The 23,509-nt window shown below is 71.5% G+C and carries 27 protein-coding genes; 16 read left to right on the top strand and 11 right to left on the bottom strand.

Annotated elements, in window-relative coordinates:
* Positions 1 to 111 precede the first annotated feature (111 nt).
* Together ACIRG6_RS28375 and ACIRG6_RS28380 are read left to right on the top strand one after the other, a co-directional pair.
* Positions 112 to 390, top strand: a complete 279-nt coding sequence (locus ACIRG6_RS28375; RefSeq protein ID WP_403324957.1) for a hypothetical protein — start codon at positions 112 to 114, stop codon at positions 388 to 390.
* A gap of 24 nt (positions 391 to 414) precedes the next feature.
* A complete protein-coding gene (locus ACIRG6_RS28380) occupies positions 415 to 708 on the top strand; it encodes an antitoxin (protein ID WP_403324958.1) in 294 nt (97 codons plus the stop codon).
* A gap of 214 nt (positions 709 to 922) precedes the next feature.
* Here the strand turns inward: ACIRG6_RS28380 and ACIRG6_RS28385 are convergent, their stop codons facing one another.
* From ACIRG6_RS28385 to ACIRG6_RS28400, 4 genes are all read right to left on the bottom strand, one after another.
* The gene (locus tag ACIRG6_RS28385) at positions 923 to 1,645 is read right to left on the bottom strand and encodes a class III extradiol dioxygenase subunit B-like domain-containing protein (RefSeq protein ID WP_403324959.1); all 723 of its coding nucleotides are present in this window, start codon (positions 1,643 to 1,645) and stop codon (positions 923 to 925) included.
* Positions 1,646 to 1,695: 50 nt separating this feature from the next.
* Positions 1,696 to 3,213: a tRNA (N6-isopentenyl adenosine(37)-C2)-methylthiotransferase MiaB gene (gene miaB / locus ACIRG6_RS28390; RefSeq protein WP_403324960.1), complete on the bottom strand. Its 1,518-nt coding sequence runs from the start codon at positions 3,211 to 3,213 to the stop codon at positions 1,696 to 1,698.
* Positions 3,214 to 3,290: 77 nt separating this feature from the next.
* The gene (locus ACIRG6_RS28395) at positions 3,291 to 3,950 is read right to left on the bottom strand and encodes a response regulator (RefSeq protein WP_239763629.1); all 660 of its coding nucleotides are present in this window, start codon (positions 3,948 to 3,950) and stop codon (positions 3,291 to 3,293) included.
* Complete coding sequence (locus tag ACIRG6_RS28400; protein WP_364683398.1) at positions 3,950 to 5,005, bottom strand: HAMP domain-containing sensor histidine kinase; 1,056 nt, start codon at positions 5,003 to 5,005, stop codon at positions 3,950 to 3,952. The genes ACIRG6_RS28395 and ACIRG6_RS28400 overlap by 1 nt, the downstream gene beginning before the upstream one ends.
* Before the next feature lie 208 nt (positions 5,006 to 5,213).
* Here ACIRG6_RS28400 and ACIRG6_RS28405 point away from each other — a divergent pair, with 208 nt between their 5' ends.
* Entirely contained in the window at positions 5,214 to 5,699 is a 486-nt protein-coding gene (locus tag ACIRG6_RS28405) for a cation:proton antiporter regulatory subunit (RefSeq protein ID WP_189231791.1), read from the top strand.
* 4 nt (positions 5,700 to 5,703) lie between these two features.
* Positions 5,704 to 6,936 carry a cation:proton antiporter gene (locus ACIRG6_RS28410; RefSeq protein ID WP_364683396.1) on the top strand — a complete coding sequence of 411 codons (1,233 nt, stop codon included), beginning with the start codon at positions 5,704 to 5,706 and terminating at the stop codon, positions 6,934 to 6,936.
* Between the two features lie 15 nt (positions 6,937 to 6,951).
* Here ACIRG6_RS28410 and ACIRG6_RS28415 read toward each other — a convergent pair whose 3' ends face one another.
* The gene (locus ACIRG6_RS28415; RefSeq protein ID WP_225631473.1) at positions 6,952 to 7,365 is read right to left on the bottom strand and encodes a pyrophosphohydrolase domain-containing protein; all 414 of its coding nucleotides are present in this window, start codon (positions 7,363 to 7,365) and stop codon (positions 6,952 to 6,954) included.
* 108 nt (positions 7,366 to 7,473) lie between these two features.
* Here ACIRG6_RS28415 and ACIRG6_RS28420 point away from each other — a divergent pair, with 108 nt between their 5' ends.
* Entirely contained in the window at positions 7,474 to 8,469 is a 996-nt protein-coding gene (locus ACIRG6_RS28420; RefSeq protein ID WP_350723343.1) for a TAXI family TRAP transporter solute-binding subunit, read from the top strand.
* Here the strand turns inward: ACIRG6_RS28420 and ACIRG6_RS28425 are convergent.
* A complete protein-coding gene (locus ACIRG6_RS28425) occupies positions 8,466 to 9,890 on the bottom strand; it encodes a HAMP domain-containing sensor histidine kinase (RefSeq protein ID WP_364683394.1) in 1,425 nt (474 codons plus the stop codon). The genes ACIRG6_RS28420 and ACIRG6_RS28425 overlap by 4 nt on opposite strands.
* A gap of 9 nt (positions 9,891 to 9,899) precedes the next feature.
* Entirely contained in the window at positions 9,900 to 10,586 is a 687-nt protein-coding gene (locus ACIRG6_RS28430; RefSeq protein WP_318214709.1) for a response regulator transcription factor, read from the bottom strand.
* Positions 10,587 to 10,912: 326 nt separating this feature from the next.
* On the opposite strand from ACIRG6_RS28430, the gene ACIRG6_RS28435 reads away from it, so the two are divergent.
* From ACIRG6_RS28435 to ACIRG6_RS28470, 8 genes are all read left to right on the top strand, one after another.
* Entirely contained in the window at positions 10,913 to 11,689 is a 777-nt protein-coding gene (locus tag ACIRG6_RS28435; protein WP_189231785.1) for an amino acid ABC transporter ATP-binding protein, read from the top strand.
* A gap of 97 nt (positions 11,690 to 11,786) precedes the next feature.
* The gene (locus ACIRG6_RS28440; RefSeq protein WP_318216358.1) at positions 11,787 to 12,623 is read left to right on the top strand and encodes a glutamate ABC transporter substrate-binding protein; all 837 of its coding nucleotides are present in this window, start codon (positions 11,787 to 11,789) and stop codon (positions 12,621 to 12,623) included.
* Positions 12,624 to 12,707: 84 nt separating this feature from the next.
* Positions 12,708 to 13,376 carry an amino acid ABC transporter permease gene (locus ACIRG6_RS28445; RefSeq protein ID WP_318214708.1) on the top strand — a complete coding sequence of 223 codons (669 nt, stop codon included), beginning with the start codon at positions 12,708 to 12,710 and terminating at the stop codon, positions 13,374 to 13,376.
* The gene (locus ACIRG6_RS28450) at positions 13,373 to 14,278 is read left to right on the top strand and encodes an amino acid ABC transporter permease (RefSeq protein ID WP_365022130.1); all 906 of its coding nucleotides are present in this window, start codon (positions 13,373 to 13,375) and stop codon (positions 14,276 to 14,278) included. The genes ACIRG6_RS28445 and ACIRG6_RS28450 overlap by 4 nt, the downstream gene beginning before the upstream one ends.
* 175 nt (positions 14,279 to 14,453) lie before the next feature.
* The gene (locus ACIRG6_RS28455) at positions 14,454 to 16,085 is read left to right on the top strand and encodes an FAD-dependent monooxygenase (RefSeq protein ID WP_364683386.1); all 1,632 of its coding nucleotides are present in this window, start codon (positions 14,454 to 14,456) and stop codon (positions 16,083 to 16,085) included.
* Between the two features lie 155 nt (positions 16,086 to 16,240).
* Entirely contained in the window at positions 16,241 to 16,312 is a 72-nt protein-coding gene (locus ACIRG6_RS28460; RefSeq protein ID WP_309544753.1) for a putative leader peptide, read from the top strand.
* Between the two features lie 31 nt (positions 16,313 to 16,343).
* Complete coding sequence (locus tag ACIRG6_RS28465; RefSeq protein ID WP_381692499.1) at positions 16,344 to 16,931, top strand: cysteine dioxygenase; 588 nt, start codon at positions 16,344 to 16,346, stop codon at positions 16,929 to 16,931.
* Positions 16,928 to 17,320, top strand: coding sequence for a rhodanese-like domain-containing protein (locus tag ACIRG6_RS28470; RefSeq protein WP_350723359.1), 393 nt, complete (start codon positions 16,928 to 16,930; stop codon positions 17,318 to 17,320). The genes ACIRG6_RS28465 and ACIRG6_RS28470 overlap by 4 nt, the downstream gene beginning before the upstream one ends.
* A 184-nt stretch (positions 17,321 to 17,504) precedes the next feature.
* Here ACIRG6_RS28470 and recX read toward each other — a convergent pair whose 3' ends face one another.
* Complete coding sequence (recX, locus tag ACIRG6_RS28475; RefSeq protein ID WP_403324961.1) at positions 17,505 to 18,347, bottom strand: recombination regulator RecX; 843 nt, start codon at positions 18,345 to 18,347, stop codon at positions 17,505 to 17,507.
* A 3-nt stretch (positions 18,348 to 18,350) separates the two neighbouring features.
* A complete protein-coding gene (gene recA / locus ACIRG6_RS28480; protein WP_189231778.1) occupies positions 18,351 to 19,478 on the bottom strand; it encodes a recombinase RecA in 1,128 nt (375 codons plus the stop codon).
* Positions 19,479 to 19,730: 252 nt separating this feature from the next.
* On the opposite strand from recA, the gene ACIRG6_RS28485 reads away from it, so the two are divergent.
* Positions 19,731 to 19,961, top strand: a complete 231-nt coding sequence (locus ACIRG6_RS28485) for a DUF2191 domain-containing protein (RefSeq protein ID WP_403324962.1) — start codon at positions 19,731 to 19,733, stop codon at positions 19,959 to 19,961.
* Positions 19,962 to 20,073: 112 nt separating this feature from the next.
* Positions 20,074 to 20,898: a hypothetical protein gene (locus ACIRG6_RS28490; RefSeq protein WP_403324963.1), complete on the top strand. Its 825-nt coding sequence runs from the start codon at positions 20,074 to 20,076 to the stop codon at positions 20,896 to 20,898.
* 16 nt (positions 20,899 to 20,914) lie between these two features.
* Here the strand turns inward: ACIRG6_RS28490 and ACIRG6_RS28495 are convergent, their stop codons facing one another.
* Complete coding sequence (locus ACIRG6_RS28495) at positions 20,915 to 22,219, bottom strand: AI-2E family transporter (RefSeq protein ID WP_364823581.1); 1,305 nt, start codon at positions 22,217 to 22,219, stop codon at positions 20,915 to 20,917.
* Between the two features lie 60 nt (positions 22,220 to 22,279).
* Positions 22,280 to 22,474 carry a DUF3046 domain-containing protein gene (locus ACIRG6_RS28500; RefSeq protein WP_189231775.1) on the bottom strand — a complete coding sequence of 65 codons (195 nt, stop codon included), beginning with the start codon at positions 22,472 to 22,474 and terminating at the stop codon, positions 22,280 to 22,282.
* An 81-nt stretch (positions 22,475 to 22,555) separates the two neighbouring features.
* Here ACIRG6_RS28500 and ACIRG6_RS28505 point away from each other — a divergent pair, with 81 nt between their 5' ends.
* Complete coding sequence (locus ACIRG6_RS28505; protein WP_403324964.1) at positions 22,556 to 23,500, top strand: hypothetical protein; 945 nt, start codon at positions 22,556 to 22,558, stop codon at positions 23,498 to 23,500.
* Positions 23,501 to 23,509: the final 9 nt, after the last annotated feature.

The raw sequence follows: 23,509 nt of genomic DNA on the forward strand, positions 1-23,509 counted from the left end.
CCCGTTGCGGGGTTCTCACCCCCGGCGCACCGGGGCGCCGGCCGCGACCGCGCGAACGGACGCACCGGATGCCGCGGGATTTCGCCCGCACGAGTAACGTATGGAGTTGATATGGGCGTTTTTGCACGGATTTTTCGGAGGTCGAAGACCACGGAGGAAGCGTCGGCCGCCGAGACGCGGGCCGAGACCCCGGCCCCCGGGAGCGCGGCGGACGAGAAGGCGGCCGAGGCGAACGGACCGGCCGACGCCGACGCCGGAGAGACGGCAGAGACGGCACCGGCGGTGACCGAACCCGCGGAGGACGCCGACTCCGACAGCGTCGGGATCCCCAAGCAGCAGTCCGCGGAGGAGGCCGTCGACAACGAGGCCGACAAGGGCGCCCGCACCTGACCGCCCCGTGAGGGAAGGCGAACCATGGGTCTGATGGACAACTTGAAGGCCAAGCTGGGACCGGCGAAGGGCAAGGTCTCCGACCTCGCGCAACAGCACGGTGACAAGATCGACCGCGGTCTCGACAAGATGGCGAAGACCGTCGACGAGAAGACCAAGGGCAAGTACAGCGACCGGATCCAGTCGGGTACGGGCAAGGCCAAGAGCGCCATGGACCGCCTCGCCCACAAGGACCACGACACAGGTACTCCGGGCACCCCGCCCGGGGGCACGCCTCCGGGCGGGCCGCCGCCGGCGGGCCCGCCGCCGGCTTCCTGACCCGCCCGCGCGCCTCGGCACGAACGGGACGCGCTTCGGCGTGAACGGGCCCACCACCGGGACACCGACCGGCACATTGACGGACGGCCGTGGAGCGGATCAGCTTCGCGGCCGTCCGCCGTCGTATTTCCCGTGCGCACGACGTCTCGTCCCCGGTTCGTACGGCGACCCGTTCGCGGTCCGCCCCACCCCGTCCGCCCCCCGGTCCGGTGCCCTACGACCAGGCGGCCGCCACGTATCCCACTCCGTAGGGCGCGTCCTCGTACAGCAGCGCGCCGGTGAGGGCCGTGCCCTCGGCCGCGCCCGCGAGGACCTGCCAGGGCGCCCGCCCGGACACCTTCAGCTCTCGGGCCAGTCCGGCGTCCAGCGCCGCGAGGGCGGCCACGTCGGCCGCCCCCAGGGCACGCCCGACCTCCGCGTCGAAGGGCGCCGCCCGCTCGTCCAGGTACCCGGGTGCCTTCAGGGTGCGGCACGCGCTGGCGTCGCCGAGCACCAGCAGCGCCATCCGCGGTGCCCGCGCGGCGATGTCCCGGCCGAGGGCGGCACACCGTTCGGCCGGGAGATGCTCCCCGACGCCGAGTCCCTCGACCGGGGCGTCGGCCCACCCGGTCCGCCGGAGCAGCCAGGCGCCCACGGCGAGCCCGTACGGCAGCTCGAGCCCGGGCCGCGGGTCCTCACCCAAAGACTCCTCCCCGAGGTGCACGTCCAGCTCCACGCCGAAACCCCGGAACGAGCCGCCCGTGCCCGCCGGGTAGGTCTCGGGCCCGGCGTCCGGCGCGGGGCCGACGACCACGAGCCGGTCGGGCCGGGCCGCGGCGAGCACGCCGAGCGCGTCCGTGCACGCGGCGCGCGCGGCGTCCAGCTCGGGGGCGGCACCCGCGGCGACCTCCGGCACGAGGAGCGGCGGACAGGGGCAGACAGCGGCGGCGACAAGCATGATCGGCAGCGTAGCCCCGTCCGGCCGGGGCCGGGCACCGCGCCCTGCGGTCAGTCGCAGCCGCAGCCGCTCGCCACGGCGGGCTGGGGCTCGGGCACGCCGATCTTGGGCAGGCCCAGCATGACGCCGGCCGGCTTGGCCTGCTCGGCGGCGTTGCGCTTCTCCCAGGCGTCGCCCGCGCGCGTACGGCGCACGTCGAGCACCGCGCCCTCGGCGAGGAGGTGGTGCGGGGCGGCGTAGGTGATCTCCACGGTCACCACGTCACCGGGGCGGACCTCCTGCTCGGGCTTGGTGAAGTGCACGAGGCGGTTGTCGGGGGCACGGCCGGAGAGGCGGTGGGTGGTGCCGTCCTTGCGGCCCTCGCCCTCGGCGACCATCAGCTCCAGCGTGCGGCCGACCTGCTTCTTGTTCTCCTCCCAGGAGATCTCCTCCTGGAGGGCGACGAGACGCTCGTACCGCTCCTGCACGACCGCCTTGGGGATCTGGTCGTCCATCTCGGCGGCCGGGGTGCCGGGGCGCTTGGAGTACTGGAAGGTGTAGGCCTGCGCGAACCGGGCCTCGCGCACCACGTGCAGGGTCTGCTGGAAGTCCTCCTCGGTCTCGCCGGGGAAGCCCACGATGATGTCGGTGGTGATCGCCGCGTGCGGGATGGCGGCCCGCACCTTCTCGATGATCCCCAGGTAGCGCTCCTGACGGTAGGAGCGGCGCATCGCCTTCAGGACCGGGTCCGAGCCGGACTGGAGCGGCATGTGGAGCTGCGGCATCACGTTCGGCGTCTCGGCCATGGCGGCGATGACGTCGTCGGTGAAGTCGCGCGGGTGCGGGGAGGTGAAGCGGACGCGCTCCAGGCCCTCGATGTTCCCGCAGGCGCGCAGCAGCTTGCTGAAGGCCTCGCGGTCACCGATGTCGGAGCCGTACGCGTTCACGTTCTGCCCGAGGAGGGTGATCTCACTGACGCCCTCGGCCACCAGGGCCTCGACCTCGGCGAGGATGTCGCCGGGGCGACGGTCCTTCTCCTTGCCGCGCAGCGCCGGGACGATGCAGAAGGTGCAGGTGTTGTTGCAGCCGACGGAGATGGACACCCAGGCCGCGTACGCGCTCTCCCGCCGGGTGGGCAGCGTGGACGGGAACGCCTCCAGGGACTCGGCGATCTCGACCTGCGCCTCCTCCTGCACGCGGGCGCGCTCCAGCAGCACGGGAAGCTTGCCGATGTTGTGCGTGCCGAAGACGACGTCGACCCAGGGCGCGCGCTGCACGATGGTGTCGCGGTCCTTCTGCGCCAGGCAGCCGCCGACCGCGATCTGCATCCCGGGCCGGCTCGCCTTCCTCGGGGCGAGGCGGCCGAGGTTGCCGTACAGCTTGTTGTCGGCGTTCTCCCGCACGGCGCAGGTGTTGAAGACGACGACGTCCGCGTCGCCATCGGCGTCCTCGGGGGCGCGGACGTAGCCGGCGTCCTCCAGCAGCCCGGACAACCGCTCGGAGTCGTGGACGTTCATCTGGCACCCGTAGGTGCGTACTTCGTAGGTGCGCGTGCCGCCCGCTGACTGGCTCCGGTCGATGCTGCTCATGGCAATAAGGGTAGGCGGTCCGCGACGGTGGCCCCGGCCGCCTGTGGACAACCGGGGTCACGGCAGGTCAGGGCTGGTCAGGGCTCGATGAGGCCCGCGCGGATCGCGTACCGGGTGAGTTCCAGGCGGTCGCGGACGCCCAGTTTCTGCAGGAGGTTGGCGCGGTGGCGTTCGACGGTCTTGGCGCTGATGAACAGCAGCTCGCCGATCTCCTTGGAGGTGTGGCCCTCGGCGACGAGCTTGAGGATCTCCTCCTCGCGTTCGGTGATGGGCCGCTCGGGCAGCCCGCCGCCGCTGTGCAGGCGGTCCAGGTAGGAGCGGACGAGGGCCCGCTCCGCGCCCGGGTAGATGAACGGCTCGTCGCGCACGGCCGCCCGGCACGCCTCGACCAGGTCGCGGTCGGCGACGGACTTGAGGACGTATCCGCAGGCCCCGGCCTTGAGGGCCTCGAAGAAGTACTGCTCGTTGTCGTACATGGTCAGGATGAGGATGCGCAGCCGTGGCAGGCGGCGGGAGAGTTCGCGGGCCGCCTGGAGGCCGGTCATGCGGGGCATGGCGACGTCCAGGACGGCGAGGTCGACCTCGGTGGCCCGGGCCGCCGCGACGGCCTCGGCGCCGTCCCCGGCCTCGGCGACGACCGTGAGGTCCGGTTCGCCGTCCAGGATGAGGCGCACTCCGCGGCGGACGAGGGTGTGGTCGTCGGCGAGCAGGACGCGGATCGGGGGCCGTGCGGACATCAGGTGCGGTCTCCGGGGCGGTCTGCGGTTCGGTCCGTGGCCGGGGCTGCGGCTCGGTCCGTGGCCGGGTCAGCGGTCACGTCCCCGGACAGGTGCGTGGGCGGAACGTGCGGTTCCCCGGCCGGGACGGGGATGCGCAGGCGTACGGCGGTGCCCCGGCCGGGGGCGGGTGCGAGGTGGATCTCGGCTCCGATCAGCAGGGCCCGTTCGCGCATCCCACGGATGCCGGCGCCCTCGGGGGCCTCGCCGAGGCCGGCGCCGTTGTCGCGGACGAGCAGTTCGATGCCGCCCGGCACCGGCCGCAGGGTGAGGTCGGCGCGGTCGGCGGCGGCGTGGCGGGCGGTGTTGGTCAGGCTCTCCTGGGCGACCCGGTAGATCACGAGTTCCGCCTCCGGGGTGAGCGGGGGCAGGGTGCCGGGGACGTGGTGGGCGACGGTGAGCCCGTGGTGCGTGAACTCGGCGGCGAGCGCGCGCAGGGCGCTGGCGAGGCCGAGCTCCTCCAGGACCCCGGGGCGCAGCCGGCGCGCGATGCGGCGGATCTCGTCCAGACCGGCGCGGGTGGCCTCCTGCGCGAGGGACACCTCCTCGCGCAGTTCGCCGGGCACCCGGTCCGCGACGCGCTTGAGCTGGAGAAGGACGGCGGTGAGGGTCTGGCCGACCTCGTCGTGCAGCTCACGGGCGATGCGGTGGCGCTCACGCTCCTGGGCGTGCAGCGCGCGGCCGGCGCCGGCGGCGCGTTCGGCCTGGAGCCGGTCGAGCATCGTGTTGTACGTCGCGATCAGCTCGGCGGCCTCGGCCGGCCCGGCGACCTCCGGGCGGGTGCCGGGCACCAGCAGGTCGGCGGTGCTCATGGCCCGGCCCAGCCGGTGCAGCGGGGTGAGCCCCAGGCGCAGGACGACCGCGTTGCCGGCCAGCAGGGCGGTGAGACCGGCGAGCAGGATCAGGGCCTCGTGCGGCAGGACGGGGGTCGAGACGGTGACCGGTCCCAGCAGCAGCGCGGTGGCCACGACCAGGCCCACGGCGTTGAGCGAGAAGATCCGCCAGAACAGCGACACGGTCCGCTTTCCGCTCCTCCCGGCCCTCGCACGCAACACGGCCGGAACCAGTGTCGCCGTCCACCACCGGCCGCGTATATCCGTCACAACACCCATACCGCCACCGTACGTGCGGGTGACAGCATGGCGAGGTTGCGAGCACGTCCCGGACGTGCGCAAACGCGCAGCACGACACGCAAGACATGCAGGACGACTGAGGGGAAGACTCGTGTCCGCTCCACGCCTGAGGGCGACGCCGCTACCGGGTATCGGGGTCCAGTACGACCTGGTGACCCGGGAACACCGCCATCTGTCGGTGGTGGCGCACCGCGACGGCGCCCGCACGGTGAACGTGTACCGGGCCGACGACCCCGACTCGTGCGCCCACTCGCTCCGGCTCACCGGGCAGGAGGCGGGTGCGCTGATCGACACGCTGAAGCCGTCCCACCACAGCGCGAGCCTGCTGTACACGACCGATCTGGGGCTGGTCGCCGAGCGGATCGAGGTGTCCGCGACGTCCCGCTGGAACGGGCGGGTGCTGGGCGACACGCGGATGCGCACCGACACCGGCGCGTCGATCGTGGCGGTACTGCGCCGGGCCGAGGCGATTCCGTCGCCCGCACCGGACTTCCGGCTGTCCGGTGGTGACATCCTGATCGTCATCGGCACCCGTGAGGGCGTCGACTCCGCCGCGGCGATACTCGGGCAGGAGTGAGCCTGTGCACTCCGCGGTTCTGCTGATCGAGTTCGGTTCCATCATCCTGGGGCTCGGGCTGCTCGGCCGGTTCGCCGGCCGCTACCGCCTCTCCCCCATCCCGCTGTACCTGCTGGCCGGCCTGGCCTTCGGCGAGGGCGGGCTGCTGCCGCTCGGCGCGAGCGAGGAGTTCGTGGCGACCGGCGCCGAGATCGGCGTCATCCTCCTGCTGCTGATGCTCGGCCTGGAGTACACGGCCGGTGACCTGGTCACCAACCTGAAGTCGCACTATCCCGCCGGTCTGGTCGACTGCGCGTTCAACGCGGTGCCCGGTGCGGTGGCAGCGCTGCTGCTGGGCTGGGGCCCGGTGGCCGCCGTCGTCCTGGCCGGCGTCACGTGGATCTCGTCGTCCGGCGTGATCGCGAAGGTCCTCGGTGACCTGGGCCGGGTCGGCAACCGGGAGACCCCGGTGATCCTCAGCGTGCTGGTCCTGGAGGACCTGGCGATGGCGGTGTACCTGCCGATCGTCACCGCGCTGGTGGCCGGCGCCGGGCTGATGACCGGCAGCATCACGCTGGCGGTCGCGCTGGCCGCTGCCGGGCTGGTCCTGTTCGTGGCGGTCCGCTACGGCCGGCTGATCTCCCGGTTCGTCTCCAGCGACGACCCGGAGAAGCTGCTGCTGGTGGTGCTGGGCCTGACGATCCTGGTCGCGGGCGTCGCCCAGCAGCTCCAGGTGTCGGCGGCGGTCGGGGCGTTCCTGGTGGGCATCGCGCTGTCGGGTGAGGTGGCGGAGGGCGCCCACACGCTGCTGAGCCCCCTGCGGGATCTGTTCGCCGCCGTCTTCTTCGTCTTCTTCGGACTGCACACCGATCCGGCCAGCATCCCGCCGGTCCTGCTGCCCGCGCTGGCGCTGGCCCTGCTGACCGCCGTGACGAAGATCGCGACCGGGTACTGGGCGGCGCGGCGTGCCGGGATCTCCGTCAAGGGCCGGTGGCGCACGGGCGGCGCGCTGGTGGCGCGCGGCGAGTTCTCCATCGTCATCGCCGGACTGGCGGTGTCGGCGGGGATCGAACCGTCCCTGGGCCCGCTGGCCACGGCCTACGTCCTCATCCTGGTCGTCCTCGGGCCCCTCACCGCCCGCTTCACCGAGCCGCTGGCGATGCGGCTCTTCCGCCGCCGCGACAACCCCGACCGGCCCGCGAACGTGTCCGACGGGACGCCTCGGCCCGCGGAGGCGGAGGCGTCGGTGGGCGACTGAAGCAGGCCGGGGGTGTCAGGCGTCCGGCGCCCCGGAATCCCACCCCTGCCGGCGCAGTACGCCCGTGACGTCCGGGGCCTCGTAGTGGTCGCCCTTGAGGACCTTGCCGTCGGCTCTGCGGCTCACCCGGCCGTCGGGGCCCAGCTTGGTCATGTTGGAGCGGTGGACCTCGGCGATCACCGCGTCCAGGTCGATGCCGTGGACGAGGGCCGTGCCGTAGGCGACGTAGACCACGTCGGCCAGTTCGTGCGCGAGCCGGTCGAGCGGGCCGGTCACCGACACCTCGGCGACCTCCGCGGCCTCCTCGGCGAGCAGCGCGCCCCGCTGGGCGGCCAGGGCCGGCTCGACCTCCGTCGGCGTGCTGCGGGCGTCCAGGCCGAAGGCCAGGTGGAAGGCGCGGACCAGGTCGGCGGGCGAGGAGCTGCTCATGCCGACGACTGTAGCGAGCGGCACTGACACCGCCCCTCGCGCCCGCCCGGTCCCGCCGTGTGAGCCCGGCCCTGGTCAGCGGGGATGGGGACTGGCAGGATCGCGCGCATGTCCATGATGTTCCCCCGCGCCGGCAGCCGCCGGGCCCTCACCGGCGCGGCCGCCGGTGTCGTCGCCCTGGGGCTGCTGCTGTGGTGGCTGCTGCCCCTGGGCGAGAAGCCGCCGAGCGGGACGATCACGTTCAGCACGGGCACGCGCGCCGGGGTCTACCAGAAGTACGGCGAGCTGCTGCGCACCGAGCTGCGCAAGGACATGCCGGGCCTGAAGGTGCGGCTGATGACCAGTGCGGGGTCGCAGGAGAACGTCGAGCGGGTGGCGTCCGGGGAGGCCGACTTCACGATCGCCGCGGCCGACGCGGTGGAGACGTACAAGCTCGCCGACCGGGCCGGCGCCGACCGGCTGCGCGGTGTCACCCGGCTCTACGACGACTATGTGCAGCTCGTCGTCCCGACCGGCTCGGACATCCAGTCCGTCGCCGATCTGCGGGGCAAGCGAGTGGCCATCGGGCTGCCGAACTCCGGCGTGCGGCTGATCGCCACCCGGCTGCTGCGGACCGCCGGCATCGACCCGGAACACGACATCACACCCCGGGCGGACGGCATCGACACCGGTCCCGGGCGGCTGGGCCACGAGATAGACGCGTTCTTCTGGTCGGGCGGGCTGCCGACGGACGGGCTCAAGCAGATAGCCGAGATGTCCGCCTTCCGGTTCGTGCCGATAGGTGACGACCTCGTCACCAAGCTGCACGAATCCGGCGGCGCGACCCGGTACTACCGCTCCACCAACATCCCGGAGTCGGCGTACCCCACCGTCCAGAACGGTGCCGTGGTGCCGACGATGGCGGTGTCGAACCTGCTGATCACACGCGCCGACATGGATCCGCGGCTCACCGAGTGGCTGACCAGGGCGGTCCTCGACAGCCGCGACGGCATAGGGGCCCATGTGCACTCCGCCCAGCTGGTGGACGTGCGGACGGCGATCTACACCGACCCGCTGGAGCTGCACGAGGGCGCCCGGCGGTACTACCGGTCGGTGAAGCCCTAGGGCTGTCCGGGACCCTTGCGCGCTCCCGACCTCGGCACCGTGACCGTCACGGTCAGTCCGTGCGGTTCGTGGTGGCCGAAGGAGATCGAGCCGTCGCCCGCCGCGAGCAGCGCCCGGCAGATGGACAGGCCGAGCCCTGAGCCCTTGATGTTCTGGTGCCGGCCGCTGCGCCAGAAGCGGTCGCCGACGCGGGCGAGCTCCTCGTCGGTGAGACCGGGCCCGTTGTCGGTGACCTCGACGGTGGCGGTGGTGCCGGTGGAGGTGACCGTGACCGTGACGGTCTCGTCGGGCGGCGTGAACTTCACCGCGTTGTCGATGACCGCGTCCAGGGCGCTGGAGAGTGTCACCGGGTCCGCCCAGCCCGTGGTCGGCGGGCAGTCCCCGACCAGCCGTACACCCTTGGCCTCGGCGGTCGGTGACCAGGCGGCCAGCCGTTCGGCGGCCAGCGCGCCGATGTCGGTGACCTTGAGGTCGGCCTCGCTGTGCTCGGCCAGCGCCAGGTCGAGCAGGTCGTCCAGGACCCGGGCGAGGCGTTTGCCCTCGGTCTGGACGGAGGCGATCTCCTCGTTGCCCTCGGGCAGTTCGAGCGCGAGCAGTTCGATGCGCAGCAGCAGCGCGGACAGGGGGTTGCGCAACTGGTGAGAGGCGTCGGCGACGAAGGCGCGCTGCTGCTCCAGCACGTCCTCGACGTGGTCCGCCATCTCGTTGAACGACCTGGCCAGGCGCCTGAGTTCCGGTGGTCCCCCGGACGGTGCGACCCGGGACTTCAGTCGTCCGGTGGCGATGTCGTGGGTGGTGGCGTCGAGGACGCGTACCGGCTTGAGCACCCAGCCGGTCAGCCGGAGCGCGGCACCCACGGCCAGCAGCATGGCGGCGACCTCACCGGCTCCGATGACGAGCCAGCCGCGCAGCGTCCGGGACCGCATCGCTTCGGTGGGCGAGTCGGTGACCACCACCGCGACGACGTCTCCGTCCCGGATGACCGGCGAGGCGACCACGAGCCTGCCGTCCTCCCACGGCCACACCTGCTGCGGATCGTGGCTGCGGCGGCTGAGCAGCGCCTCGTCGAAGGCCTCGCGCACCTCACCGGTCTGGGGGAGGAACCAGGTCGTCGGCGCGTTGGCCATGGGGATCTGATTGCGGTAGAAGACGCCCGCCCGGATGTCGTAGACCTCGTAGTAGCTGGTGAGTTCGGTCTGCAGGGTCTCCAGGCGCTCGTCCGTCGTGATCGGGCGGGAGCCGCCCGGCGCGGACTCGGTGACGAACTGGGCGAGCGCCGCGAAGCGAGCCGTGTCGTCGATGCGGTCGACGACGACCCGCTGCTGTTCGGCGTGGGCGACGCTGATGGCGAGCGGGACGCCGAGGGCGAGCAGCACGGCCGCCATCAGCACGATGAGCAGCGGAAGCAGGCGTGTGCGCACCCGGACCCGCTACGCGGTGGGGGCGACGAGGCGGTAGCCGACGCCTCGTACGGTCTCGATGAGTGCCGGCATGCGCAGCTTGGCGCGCAGGGAGGCGACGTGCACCTCCAGGGTGCGCCCGGTCCCTTCCCAACTGGTGCGCCAGACCTCGCTGATGATCTGCTCCCGGCGGAAGACCACGCCGGGACGCTGCGCGAGCAGGGCGAGGAGGTCGAACTCCTTGCGGGTGAGCTGGACGGCCGCGCCGCCGACGGTGACCTGACGCGTCGGCAGGTCGATGAGCACGGATCCGAGGCTCACCACGGTCTCGGCGGTACCCGGGGCGTCCTCGTGGGCGGTGCGCCGGCTGACGGCGTGGATCCGGGCGAGCAGCTCGCCGGTGTCGTACGGCTTGACCACGTAGTCGTCGGCGCCGAGGTTGAGGCCGTGGATGCGGGAGCGGACGTCGGAGCGGGCGGTGACCATGATCACCGGGGTGCTGGTGCGCTTGCGGATCTTGCCACAGACCTCGTATCCGTCCTGGTCGGGCAGGCCGAGGTCGAGCAGGACGACGCCGAAGCAGTCGCCCTCGGGGACGAGTGCCTGGAGCGCCTCCTCGCCATTGCGCGCGTGGGTGACGTCGAAGCCGTGCCGGGCAAGGACCGCGGACAGGGCGGCGGCGACGTGGTTGTCGTCCTCGACGAGCAGCAGTCTCATCCGGGCCTCCTTCGGTTCATCGGCCGTACGATCGGGACGGGTACAACAGGCCGGGTACGGCAGGACGGGTGCACAGCGTGTGCAGGGCGTGTGCACGCGCGCGCGTGCCCTGTGCAGTGACGCCGATGGAGGGGGACGGCGTCAAGAGGGTTCCGGTCGCGGCTGCTCGAAGTTATCCGGCCGATATGCTCCCTGCTCACCCGAGCTACGACCCGTGTCCGATTGCTATCGGATCGTGATGCTCAGATTCCCCTCAGATGTAGAGACGCAGGTCGCCAGGCGTTACTACTGTCCTCCGAAACCGAGGAGGACGGAGCCCGAAAGCGATGACCGAAGTATCGGTGGCCAAGGAAGACGTGGCCGCGACCGGCGAACTGGTCGTGCTGAGGAATGTCAACAAGCACTTCGGCGCGCTGCACGTGCTCCAGGACATCGACCTGACGATCACCCGCGGCGAGGTCGTCGTGGTCATCGGGCCCTCCGGGTCCGGTAAGTCCACGCTGTGCCGCACCATCAACCGTCTGGAGACCATCGACTCCGGCACGATCGCCATCGACGGCAAGCCGCTCCCCGCCGAAGGCCGGGAACTGGCCCGGCTGCGCGCCGACGTCGGCATGGTCTTCCAGTCCTTCAACCTGTTCGCGCACAAGACGGTGCTCGAGAACGTCACCCTGGGCCAGGTCAAGGTCCGCAAGGTCGACGCCAAGAAGGCCGAGGAGAAGGCCCGGGCGCTGCTCGACCGGGTCGGTGTGGGCGCCCAGGCGGACAAGTACCCGGCCCAGCTCTCCGGTGGTCAGCAGCAGCGTGTCGCCATCGCGCGGGCGCTGGCCATGGACCCGAAGGTCATGCTCTTCGACGAGCCGACGTCGGCTCTCGACCCCGAGATGATCAACGAGGTCCTGGAGGTCATGCGGCAGCTCGCCCAGGACGGCATGACCATGATCGTGGTGACCCATGAGATGGGCTTCGCCCGGTCCGCCGCCAACCGCGTGGTGTTCATGGCGGACGGCCGCATCGTCGAAGAGGCGGCGCCGGACCAGTTCTTCAGCAATCCGCGCAGCGACCGTGCCAAGGACTTCCTGTCGAAGATCCTCCACCACTGACGCCGTACGGCTCCGACGTCCGCGTCGCCGCCCGCGCTCCAGCCGGCCGGGCGCCTCTCGCATCTGATCGTCTGATCACAGTCAAAGGATGTTCACCATGAAGCTCCTCAAGGTCACCGCCGCCTCGGCCACCGTTCTCGCCCTCGCCCTGACCGCCACCGCGTGCGGTGGCGACGACGACAGCAGCGACAGCGGTTCCGGCGGTGGCAAGAAGATCACCATCGGCATCAAGTTCGACCAGCCGGGCCTCGGCCAGAAGACGCCGGACGGGTACTCCGGTTTCGACGTCGACGTCGCCACGTACGTCGCGAAGAAGCTCGGCTACACCGAGGACCAGATCGAGTGGAAGGAGTCGAAGAGCGCCGACCGCGAGACCATGCTGCAGCGCGGTGACGTCGACTTCATCGCCGCCACCTACTCGATCACGCCCAAGCGTGAGGCCAAGGTCGACTTCGCCGGCCCGTACCTGCTCGCGCACCAGGACGTGCTGCTCCGCGCCGACGACGACAAGATCAAGACGCCGGAGGACCTGAACGACGCGAAGCTCTGCTCGGTCACCGGCTCGACCTCGGCCCAGAACGTCAAGGACAAGCTGGCCCCCAAGGCCCAGCTGCAGCCGTACCCGACGTACTCGGCCTGTCTGCCCGGCCTGCAGAACGGTGCCATCGACGCGCTCACCACCGACGACTCGATCCTTGCCGGATACGCCTCGCAGTCGCAGTTCAAGGGCAAGTTCAAGCTCGGCGGCTTCAAGCTGACCAACGAGAACTACGGCATCGGCGTCAAGAAGGGCAGCGACCTCAAGGCGAAGATCAACGACGCGCTGGAGGCCATGGTCGCCGACGGCTCCTGGCAGAAGGCCGTGGACACGAACCTGGGTCCGGCCAACTACAAGAACGAGCCCGCGCCGAAGATCGGCGACGTCAAGAGCTGAGGCCGGGCCTGACTGGAGTGCGCCGTCCTCTTGCAGGGCGGCGCACCGGGGCGGCCATCCCTACACGCGGAAGCGCGGGAGATCGTGTTCGACTTTCTTCAGGATTACGACTTGGCGGGAGCCATCTGGACGACAGTGCAGCTCGCTGTGCTCTCGGCCGTCGGCTCTCTGATCTGGGGCACCATACTGGCCGCCATGCGCGTCGGCCCGGTCCCGCTCATGCGCGGTTTCGGAACTGCGTATGTGAACATCGTGCGGAACATCCCGCTGACCGTGATCATTCTGTTCACGTCGCTGGGTCTGAACCAGACGCTGCAGATCACGCTCGGTGCCGAAGGTGACTTCGAAGCGATCAACTTCCGGCTCGCCGTTCTGGGTCTGATCCTCTATACGTCCTCGTTCGTGTGCGAGGCGCTACGTTCTGGCATCAACACGGTGCCGGTCGGCCAGGCGGAGGCAGCTCGGGCCCTCGGCCTGAGCTTCGGTCAGGTGCTCCGGCTGGTGGTCCTGCCGCAGGCGTTTCGCTCGTCCGTCGTTCCGCTGGCGAACGTGCTGATCGCGCTGATCAAGAACACCACGGTCGCCGCCGCCATCGGCGTGGCGGAAACGGCGCTGCTGATGAAGGAGATGATCGAGAACGAGGCTCAGCTGCTGCTCATCTCCGCCGTCATCGCTCTGGTGTTCGTGGTGTTGACGTTGCCGACCGGTCTGATCCTCGGCTGGGTGGGCAAGAAGGTGGCGGTGAAGCGATGAGTTCGGTTCTCTACGACGCCCAGGGGCCCCGCGCGAAGCGTCGCAACGTCCTCTTCACGGTTGCCTTCCTGGCCGCCTTCGCCGCGCTGCTGTGGTGGGTGTTCAGCACCCTCAACGACAAGGGCCAGCTGGAGTGGGCCCTGTGGAAGCCGTTCTTCACCGGCACCGAGGCCTGGTCGACTTACATCTGGCCGGGTCTGAAGAACACCCTGAAGGCTGCGGTTCTCGCGGTGGTCATCGCCCTGCCCCTCGGCGCTGCACTGGGCATCGCCCGGCTCTCCGACCACGCATGGGTCCGTGTGCCCGCCGCAGTTGTGGTCGAGTTCTTCCGGTCCATCCCCGTGCTGGTCCTGATGATCTTCGGTCTCGCGCTGTTCGCGGAGTACACGAACGTCAGCTCGGACGACCGCCCGCTCTACGCCGTCGTCACCGGCCTGGTCCTGTACAACGCCTCCGTCCTCGCCGAGATCGTCCGGTCAGGCATTCTGGCCCTCCCCAGAGGCCAGGCCGAGGGCGCGATGGCGATCGGGCTCCGCAAGGGCCAAGTCATGCGGCTGATCCTGCTGCCGCAGGCGGTCACAGCGATGCTTCCGGCCATCGTCAGCCAGCTCGTCGTGATCCTCAAGGACACCGCGCTCGGCGGCGCCATCCTCACCTTCCCCGAGTTGCTCGCATCGGCCAACACGATGAGCGGCTACTACGGTGCCAACGTGATCGCCAGCTACACCGTGGTCGCCGTGATCTACATCGCGCTCAACTTCGCCCTCACCACCTTCGCGAGCTGGCTGGAGCGGCGACTGCGACGGGCCAAGAAGTCGACCGGTGCGGTGCTCAAGGTGGACGACGCGGGCACGCCTGGAGCGCCGGCAGCCGGCACAGGAACCGGCGTGATCAAGACCTGACGTCCAGTCAAAGTATGTGACCATCACGGAGGCCGTGGCATGATCGCCACGGCCTCCGTCGCTTGACGCAAGCAGCGGCAATAGGTTGCATACGTTCTGTGACCGTGCACCCTGCTCCAACTTCCTGTTCACCTACGTCCCCCGGGACGCCGTCACAGGCAGGGGGCATCGCACCGTGGACCCGGTGATCATCGCCGGAGCGGGGCCCGTCGGGCTCGCGCTCGCCCTGGCGCTGGCGCGTCAGGAAGTGCCCTGTGTCGTCCTCGACGAGGGTCCGGGCAAGGACGAGACACGCCCCGCGCGCACCGCCGTCCTGCGCGAGGACGTCGTCGCCCTCGTCGAGAGACTGACCGGCACCTCCCTGGACGAGGCGGGTTTCCGTTGGGCCGGATGGCGGTCGATGCGGCGCAAGCAGGTGACGCGCGAGGTCGCGTTCGACGACGCCGACCCGGCGCCGCTGCATATCGCCCAGCACGTGCTGACCGATGCCCTGCGCACCGCCCTGGACCACGAGCCCCTGGTGAAGGTCGCGGTGGACAGCCGACTGGACGGCGTCGAACAGGAGACGTCCGGCGTCACCGCCCACACCCGCGGCCCCAAGGGCACCTGGTGGCGCGGCAGTTACCTGGTCGGCTGCGACGGCCCCCGCTCGACCGTGCGCAAGCTCCAGGACATCCGCTTCCCCGGCCGTACGGCGGTGGAACGATACGCCGTCGCCGCCCTGCGCACCGAGCTTCCCTGGACCGACGAGGCACTGCTGCACCGGGCGCCGCCCTGGAGGACGACCGGTCCGTCGGGCGGCGAGATCGTCGGCCGCCCCCTGGGGGACGGCGTGTGGCGCCTGGACTGGCTGCTGCCGCCCGGCAAGGACCTGGTCACGCCCGAGCTGCTGGTGAACCGGGTCCGGGAGACCCTCACCGGCTGGACGGCCGGGGCCACTCCGTCGTACGAACTGCTCGACACCGGCGTCCACACGGTCCACCACCGGCTGGCCCGCCGCTGGCGGGTGGGCCGCGTGTTCCTCGCCGGGGACGCGGCGCATCTGCTCGGCGCGCTGGGCACGCAGGGCCTCGACGAAGGGCTGCGGGACGCCGACAACCTGGCCTGGAAGCTCGCCCTGGCCTGGCACCACGGGACCCACGAGGCGCTGCTCGACAGCTACCAGAAGGAGCGGCGCACGGCCGTCGCGGGGCGGTTGCGCGCCGCCGACCAGGTACTGCCGCTGCTGCGCGGCGGCGGGGGCCTGCGGTCCTACGTCCCCGGCTCGGCCCGCGGTCACGACGCGCTGCTCGCCGACGGTCACCTGGGGCGTGGGGCTCTGGGGGCGCCGGGGGCGTACGCCGATTCGCCGCTCGTGCCCGCGCCCCTCGACGGCGAGGTGGCCGTCGGTACGGCGCCGGGAACTCCCGTCACCGACGTACGGGTCACGGCGGAGGACGGCACGTTCGTGCGGCTTCGGGACCGGCTGGGGCGCGGTGCGCTGCTCGTGGTGCTGATCGCGCCGGGCACGGGGGTGTGGGACCGCAAGCACTGGGTGACCGCCGGCGTCATGCCGCGGCTGGCGGCGGCGGTGACGGCACTGCCGCACCATGCCGAGCTGCTGGTCGCCGAGAGTTACCCGGGGGCCGCCGCACACACGGTGCTGCTGGTCCGCCCCGACGGCAACCTGGTCACGGCGCTGAACGGGGTGCGCCCGGCCGACCTGTACACGGCGGCGGAGGCGGCGCTGGGCGGGGCGAAGAAGGCAACCGTGGAGGCAGGAGCCGGGGCGGAGGCCGGGGCCGGGGCTGCCGCCGGGGCCCGTTGAGCGGTCGCCCGGTGGGGATCGCCCCCGGCCGGAGTGGGCAGTGGTTTCGGTGGGCGGTTCCGCGATCGTCGGCCGTTTGTCCGCGTCCGCATGGTGACGGTGAGTTGACCGGCCCCCGCCCTCATGGTCTACTCCGGAGGGTGACCGACACCGATGTGCGCCTGTGGCGGAGGGTCCATATGGACCTCGTCCGCTATGCGGGCTGCGTGTGTCGCCCGTCCTGCTGACTTCGCATTCCTTCGCGCGCCCCGCTTCGCCATGCCGCCGCGCGCCTCCTCGCGAACTTCCAGGACGGTACCCGTGTCTGTGTCCTCCCCTGCCCCTGTCCCTTCCTCGACGGCCACGAGCGCGCCCGCGCCGACTCAGGCCGACCTCCTCGACTTCGTCCAGCGCATCGCCGCCGACGCCGAACTGATCGCCTCGCTCCCCCTCGATCCCGAGGGCCGTACCTGGGTACGGCTGGAGGGCCCCGGCGGCAGCGAGGCCTGGCTGATCGGCTGGCCGCCCGGCACGGGCACCGGCTGGCACGACCACGCCGAATCGGTGGGCGCCTTCCTGACCGCGGCCGGCGAGCTCAAGGAGAACGCGCTCGCCGCCCGGCTGCCCACCGATGGCTGGAAGACGCTGGAACTCACCGACGGTGTGGACCGGGAGCGGCGTCTGCCCGCCGGGAAGGGGCGCGCCTTCGGGCAGCACCACGTCCACGAGGTGCTCAACGAGTCTCCCGACCGACACGCGATCTCCGTCCACGCCTACTACCCGCCCCTGCCGCGGATCCGTCGCTACAGTCGCAGCGGCCAGGTCCTGCGCCTGGAAGAGGTCGAACGCCCGGAGGACTGGCAGTGAGCGAGCCGATCGGAATCGACACGGTGCTGGAGCGGGTGCGCCGGGGCTACACGCGCATCGAGCCGCGCGCGGCGTACGACGCCGCCGAGGCCGGTGAGGCGCTGCTGGTCGACATCCGGTACGCCGCCCTGCGTGACGCGGACGGACTGATCCCGGGCGCCCTGGTGATCGAGCGCAACGAACTCGAGTGGCGCCTGGACCCGCAGGGGAGCCATCGCGTCCCCGAGGCCACGGGCCATGACCTGCGTGTCGTGGTGGTGTGCAACGAGGGCTACGCCTCCAGCCTCGCCGCGGAGTCCCTGCACCGCCTGGGCCTGCACCGGGCCACCGACCTGGTCGGCGGCTTCCAGGCATGGCGGACGGCGGGACTGCCGGTGGCCGTGCCGTAGCACGTCCGGAGTCAGAGGCCGGAGGGGCAGTACAGCGGCGCCGTGTCCGCGTTTCCCCTGTGGCAGCCGCGCGACGGCGCAGACGGTAGAGCCGTACGGAAGGTCTTCGCCCCTCCAGGAGCGCAAGGTAATCGTGCGTGCTCCGGGACGACGCCCCCACCCCCGCGGGCGGCGTCGCGTCCGGTCAGAAGCCCTCGTCGCCGAGGAACTCCGTGTCCTCGCCCTCCTCTTCCAGCGCCTGCCGGACCACCCGCAGGGCCATGCCCTCGGGGTAGCCCTTGCGGGCCAGCATGCCGGCGAGGCGGCGCAGCCTCCTGTCACGGTCGAGGCCGCGGGTGGCGCGCAGTTTGCGGGCGACGAGTTCCCGAGCGGTCTCCTCCTCCTGCTCGGAGTCCAGCTGGGACACCGCCGCGTCGATGAGGGTGGAGTCGACGCCCTTGGTCCGCAGTTCCCGGGCGAGAGCGCGCCGGGCCAGTCCGCGGCCGTGATGCCGGGACTCGACCCAGGCGTCGGCGAAGGCGCTGTCGTTGATCAGGCCGACCTCCTCGAACCTGGACAGCACCTCCTCCGCGGCCTCGTCCGGGATCTCCCGTTTACGCAGGGCGTCGGCGAGTTGCTTGCGGGTGCGCGGGGTCCCGGTGAGCAGGCGCAGGCAGATCGCCCGTGCCTGCTCCACCGGGTCCCGCGGAGGCTCCCCCTTCTCGGCCCTCGACGAGGAAGTGGCACCTCCGTCCTCGGCGAACGGCTCCGCGCCCTCGCGCCGACGGCGCCCACGGGGGCCGCCCGCCCCACGAGCCCGGCCGCCGCCCCGACGTGCCCCGTCGCCACGGCGTGAACCGTCACCGGGGTACGGCTCGCCGGTGTCGTGCGGCCCGGAGAGGCCGGCCGTGCCGTCCGCGGCGGCGCGTGTGTCCGTCCCGTACGGAGCCGCCGCCGCTCCGTACGCGTCGTCGTCCGTCCCGTATCCGTCGCCGTCCGCCCCGGCGGAGCCCGCGTCGTACTCGGCCCAGTCGGTTCGTCGTGTCACGGGTCAGCTCTTGGCTGCCGCGGCCTTGGACTTGGTGGCCTTGGCCGTCGCGGGGGCGGGCACCGCCGGTGCGGCGTCGGCCGGGGCGGCGGAGACCGCGGCGTCCGTGCCCGGCTCGGTGGCCGGCTCCTCGGGACGCACGCCGACGCCCAGCTTCTCCTTGATCTTCTTCTCGATCTCGTTGGCCAGGTCGGGGTTGTCCTTGAGGAAGTTGCGCGCGTTCTCCTTGCCCTGGCCGAGCTGGTCGCCCTCGTACGTGTACCAGGCGCCGGCCTTGCGCACGAAGCCGTGCTCCACGCCCATGTCGATCAGGCCGCCCTCGCGGCTGATGCCGTGGCCGTAGAGGATGTCGAACTCGGCCTGCTTGAACGGCGGCGCGACCTTGTTCTTGACGACCTTGCAGCGGGTGCGGTTGCCGACCGCCTCCGTGCCGTCCTTCAGCGTCTCGATACGGCGGATGTCGATGCGCACCGAGGCGTAGAACTTCAGCGCCCGGCCACCGGTCGTGGTCTCCGGGGAGCCGAACATCACACCGATCTTCTCGCGGAGCTGGTTGATGAAGATCGCGGTGGTCTTGGACTGGTTGAGCGCGCTGGTGATCTTCCGCAGGGCCTGGCTCATCAGCCGGGCCTGGAGACCCACGTGGCTGTCGCCCATCTCGCCCTCGATCTCCGCACGCGGGACGAGCGCGGCGACGGAGTCGATGACGATGAGGTCGAGGGCGCCGGAGCGGACCAGCATGTCCACGATCTCCAGGGCCTGCTCGCCGTTGTCCGGCTGGGAGAGGATCAGGTTGTCGATGTCGACGCCGAGCTTCTTCGCGTACTCGGGGTCGAGGGCGTGCTCCGCGTCCACGAACGCGACCTGGCCGCCGGCCTTCTGCGCGTTCGCCACGGCGTGCAGGGTCAGGGTCGTCTTACCCGAGGACTCGGGGCCGTAGACCTCCACGACCCGGCCGCGGGGGAGGCCGCCGACGCCGAGGGCCACGTCGAGCGCGGTCGACCCGGTCGGGATGACCTCGATGGGCTCGTTCGGCCGCTCGCCCATGCGCATGACCGCGCCCTTGCCGAATTGCCGTTCAATCTGTGCGAGCGCGGCGTCCAGGGCCTTCTCGCGGTCGGTTCCTGCCATGGGTTCCACCCGGTTTGCTTGATTCGATCGCTTCACGTCAAAGACGCTAATGCCTGCCACTGACAATGCGCCTCGGTGCGGGTCCGGCCTGTGGATAACTCGGGCACTTCTCCGTCCAAACCCAGTCGAATCACCCGTCACGAGCCTCGCCGGAGCCTCCATAAGAATGGATGTTCGATTTTCGTGTCAAGCGCACCGCGCGGCACCTCCGAGCGTACGTCTCCGGTGCCGACGGCCAGGCCGACGGCTGAAGTGCGCGCACGTGATGCGAGGAGGGACCCCAGGGCCAAGGTCAGCATCAGTCTCGACGCCGAACTGGTGGTGGAGGTGATGGTCCTGGCCGGCATCGGCTCGCCCCAGGACGCCGTCGAGGCGGTGGTCCGGGACTACGTCGCCCGCGGTCACCGCACGGAGACCCGTACCGAGACCAAGGACCGGAACCTGCGTGAGGCCGACGCCGAGCCGCAGGAACCGCAGGGCTGACCCCCTGAGAACCTTGCCTCGGCCCGACCTGGGTCTCCTGCTCCCCCGGGCGTACGGCAGGTGTCTCCTGGCGGACGACGACCGGACGGCGGGTCCGGGCCAGGCTCGTCCCATGCAGAACGAGGGGACCGCCCGAACCGCCGCCGGAACCGCCCGCAGGGCCGCACCGGACCCGCCGCCCGCGAGCGCCCTGCCGCCCGGCCGGTCCCCGGTGACGCGCGCGTGCCACGCGACCGGCCTCCTGCTGATCCTCTCGGGCCTCGCGCACCTGGTGGTGTTCGCCGTGGACGGCGGTCCCTGGGACGGGCCCGTCTCCTGGCGCAAGCCGGTGACGTTCGGGCTGTCCTTCGGCATCACGCTGATCGCCGTCACCTGGGTCACCTCGTACCTGCGCGTCCGGCCGGGGTCGCGCGCCGCGCTGCTGGCCGTGTTCGCGGCCGACTGTGTCCTCGAGGTCGCCGGCATCACCCTTCAGGCGTGGCGCGGAATGCCCTCGCACCTCGACATGGAGACGTCGTTCGACACGGCCGTCTCGATGTCCCTCGCGGTGGGCGGTGGCGTTCTGGTGGTGCTGCTGACCGTGTTCGCCGTCGCGTCGTTCCGCCACCGGCCCACGGGGCCGGCGGGCATGGCCCTCGCCGTGCGGTCCGGGTTCGCGGTACTGCTCGTCGGGCTCGCTTCGGGTGCCGCGATGATCGCGCGTGGCGTGGTCCTCACCCGGACCGGCCACCAGGAGGCGGCCTACCGCTCCACGGCGCCGCTCAAGCCGCTGCACGGGGTGAGCCTGCATGCCGTCCTGGTGCTGCCGGTACTGGCCTGGCTGCTGTCCCTGACCTCGTGGGACGCGCCGGTGCGGCGGCGGATCGTGGCCGTGGCGGTCGGCTGCTACGCGGCCGCCGTCGTCGCCGCCGGAGTGTGGGCCGCCCTGGCGTACTGACCCCGCACCCGGTACCTCAGGCGGTGCCACCGCCCCCGGAGCCGTCGTGCCCAGGTCCGCCGTCCCCGGGGCCGTCCTCCCTGGAGGACGCCGTGTCCGGTCGCCGGGCCCACAGTTTCCGTATGCGCGTGAAGGCCCCGGCCCCCGCCCCGCGGCGGTCGCGGTGCCCGTGGACGCGGGGATCGTCCGTGACGTCGTACCGCTTGACGTACGCCCCGAGGAACGCCTGCAGCGTGGCGACCGCCGGGATGGCGATCAGCGCGCCGACGGCGCCCAGGAGGGCGGTGCCCGCGATGACCGAGCCGAAGGCGACCGCGGGGTGGATGTCCACGGTCTTCGACGTCAGCTTGGGCTGCAGCATGTAGTTCTCGAACTGCTGGTAGACCACCACGAAGCCCAGTACCCACAGCGCGTACCAGGGGTTGACGGTGAAGGCGATCAGCATGGGCAGGGCGCCCGCGAGATAGGTGCCGATGGTGGGGATGAACTGCGACACCAGGCCCACCCACACGGCCAGCGCGGGCGCGTAGGGCACCTCCAGGATCTCCAGCAGGATGTAGTGCGCGACACCGGAGATCAACGCCATCAGACCGCGCGAGTAGAGGTAACCGCCGGTCTTGTCCACGGCGATCTCCCACGCGCGCAGGACCTCGGCCTGCCGCGCGGGCGGCAGGATGGAACACAGCCCGCGCCGCAGCCGGGGGCCGTCGGCGGCGAAGTAGAACGAGAACAGCACGATCGTCAGCAGCTGGAAGAGGCCCCCGAGGACCTGCGCGGACACGTCCAGGACGCCGGAGGCGCTGTTCTGCACGTAGTTGCGCAGCCAGTCGGAGCGGAGCAGTCCCTCCTGGACGTCCACCCTTCTGAGCTCGGTGTGGAAGTGGCCGTTGACCCAGTTGATCACGGAGTCGAGGTAGTCGGGGAAGTCCTCGACCATCTTGACGATCTGGCCGGCGAGCATGGAGCCGAGGAGCGTCACGAACCCCGCGGCGGCGATCAGCACGGCGAGGAAGACGACGAAGGTGGCCAGCCCCCGGCGCATGCCGCGCCCGGCCATCCAGCTCACCGCGGGCTCGATGGCGAGCGCCAGGAAGAACGCGATGAGGATGTTGATCAGCAGGCCGGTGAGCTGGTGGAAGGCCCAGCTGCCCAGCTGGAAGACGGCGATCAGCGAAAGGGCCAGCACCATGGCCCGCGGCAGCCAGCGCGGCATACGGGCGCCCGGCCCCGCGCTGCCGCCGGCGGGGGGCGGTGCGGGCGGCGTCGTGCCGGGCGGAGGGGTGTGCCGGGCCGCCTGCCCGGTCTCGTCAGTGGATGCCACGGACCAAGTCTCGCCCACGCCACCGACAGCGGACGCACGGTCCGCGATCTTCGTGACCGATCAGCGCTGCTCCTGTGGCACGTTCATGACGGTGCAGACCACGCGCCACACGTCCTTGGCGTCCCAGCCGGCGTCCAGCGCCTCGTGCACCGTACGACCGCCGAGCTCCGTCATCACGTGATCGCGCGCGAAGGTGTCGGCGTACCCCGGACCGAAGTGCTCCGTCATCCGCTCCCAGAAGACCGTCAACCGCATGACCCCAGTATCCCGCCCCTGAGGGTGGGCCCTGAGCCGGGACCGGGTGCTGGGACCGCTTTCCGCCCTACGGTCTGACGCATGGCCGAAAACGGAGCTTCCCCACTCCCCCCGACGCCCCCTGCGCGCTCCCCGCTCGCGCGCGCGGAGCACTTCGTCTGGCTCACCGCGCGCGTGCTGGAGCAACGCCTGTTCGCGTACCACTTCCGTGACGGCGACGCCGCACCGGTGGAGACGGCGCTGGACGCCTACCGCAACGAGGACGGCGGGTACGGTCACGCCCTGGAGCCCGATCTGCGCGGCCCCGTCAGCCAGCCGCTGCACGCCGCGCACGCCCTGCGCGTCCTGGACGCCGTCGGGCGCTGCGGCGGGCAGCGCGTGGAACGGGTGTGCCGCTATCTGACCTCCGTCTCCACCGCCGACGGAGCCCTTCCCGCGATCCATCCCAGCCAGCGCGGTTACCCGGCCGCCCCCTTCGTACCCGTGGTGGACGATCCGCCCGGGGAGCTGCTCGCCACCGGTCCGGTGGTCGGTCTGCTGCACCGCAACGAGGTCTGGCACGCCTGGCTGTTCCGGGCCACGGACTTCTGCTGGCGGGCGGTCGAGTCGGTGCGGACCTCCCACCCGTACGAGGTCGAGGCCGCCGTGGCCTTCCTGGACGCCGCCCCCGACCGCCCGCGCGCGCAGGCGGCGGCCGACCGGCTGGGCCGCCTGGTGCGCGAACAGCGCCTCGCGGTGCTCGATCCGGACGCCCGCGACTCCTACCCGGTCTCCCCTGGCTACGCCCCGGGCGAGTACCACTTCCCCCACGACTACGCGAGGAACCCGCACTCCCTCGCGCGCGCGTGGTTCACGGACGACGAGATGGCCCGCTCCCTCGACTTCCTCGCGGCGGAACAGGGCGCGGACGGCGGCTGGCCCGTCCGCTGGCGCCACTGGGCACCCGCCCCCGCGCTGGAGGCACGTCCCCGGGCGACGCTCGACGCCCTGCGCACGCTCCGGGCGCACGGCCGTCCCATCGGCTGACCCGCGCCC

The sequence above is a fragment of the Streptomyces flaveolus genome (assembly GCF_044765825.1).
Lineage (GTDB): Bacteria > Actinomycetota > Actinomycetes > Streptomycetales > Streptomycetaceae > Streptomyces > Streptomyces flaveolus.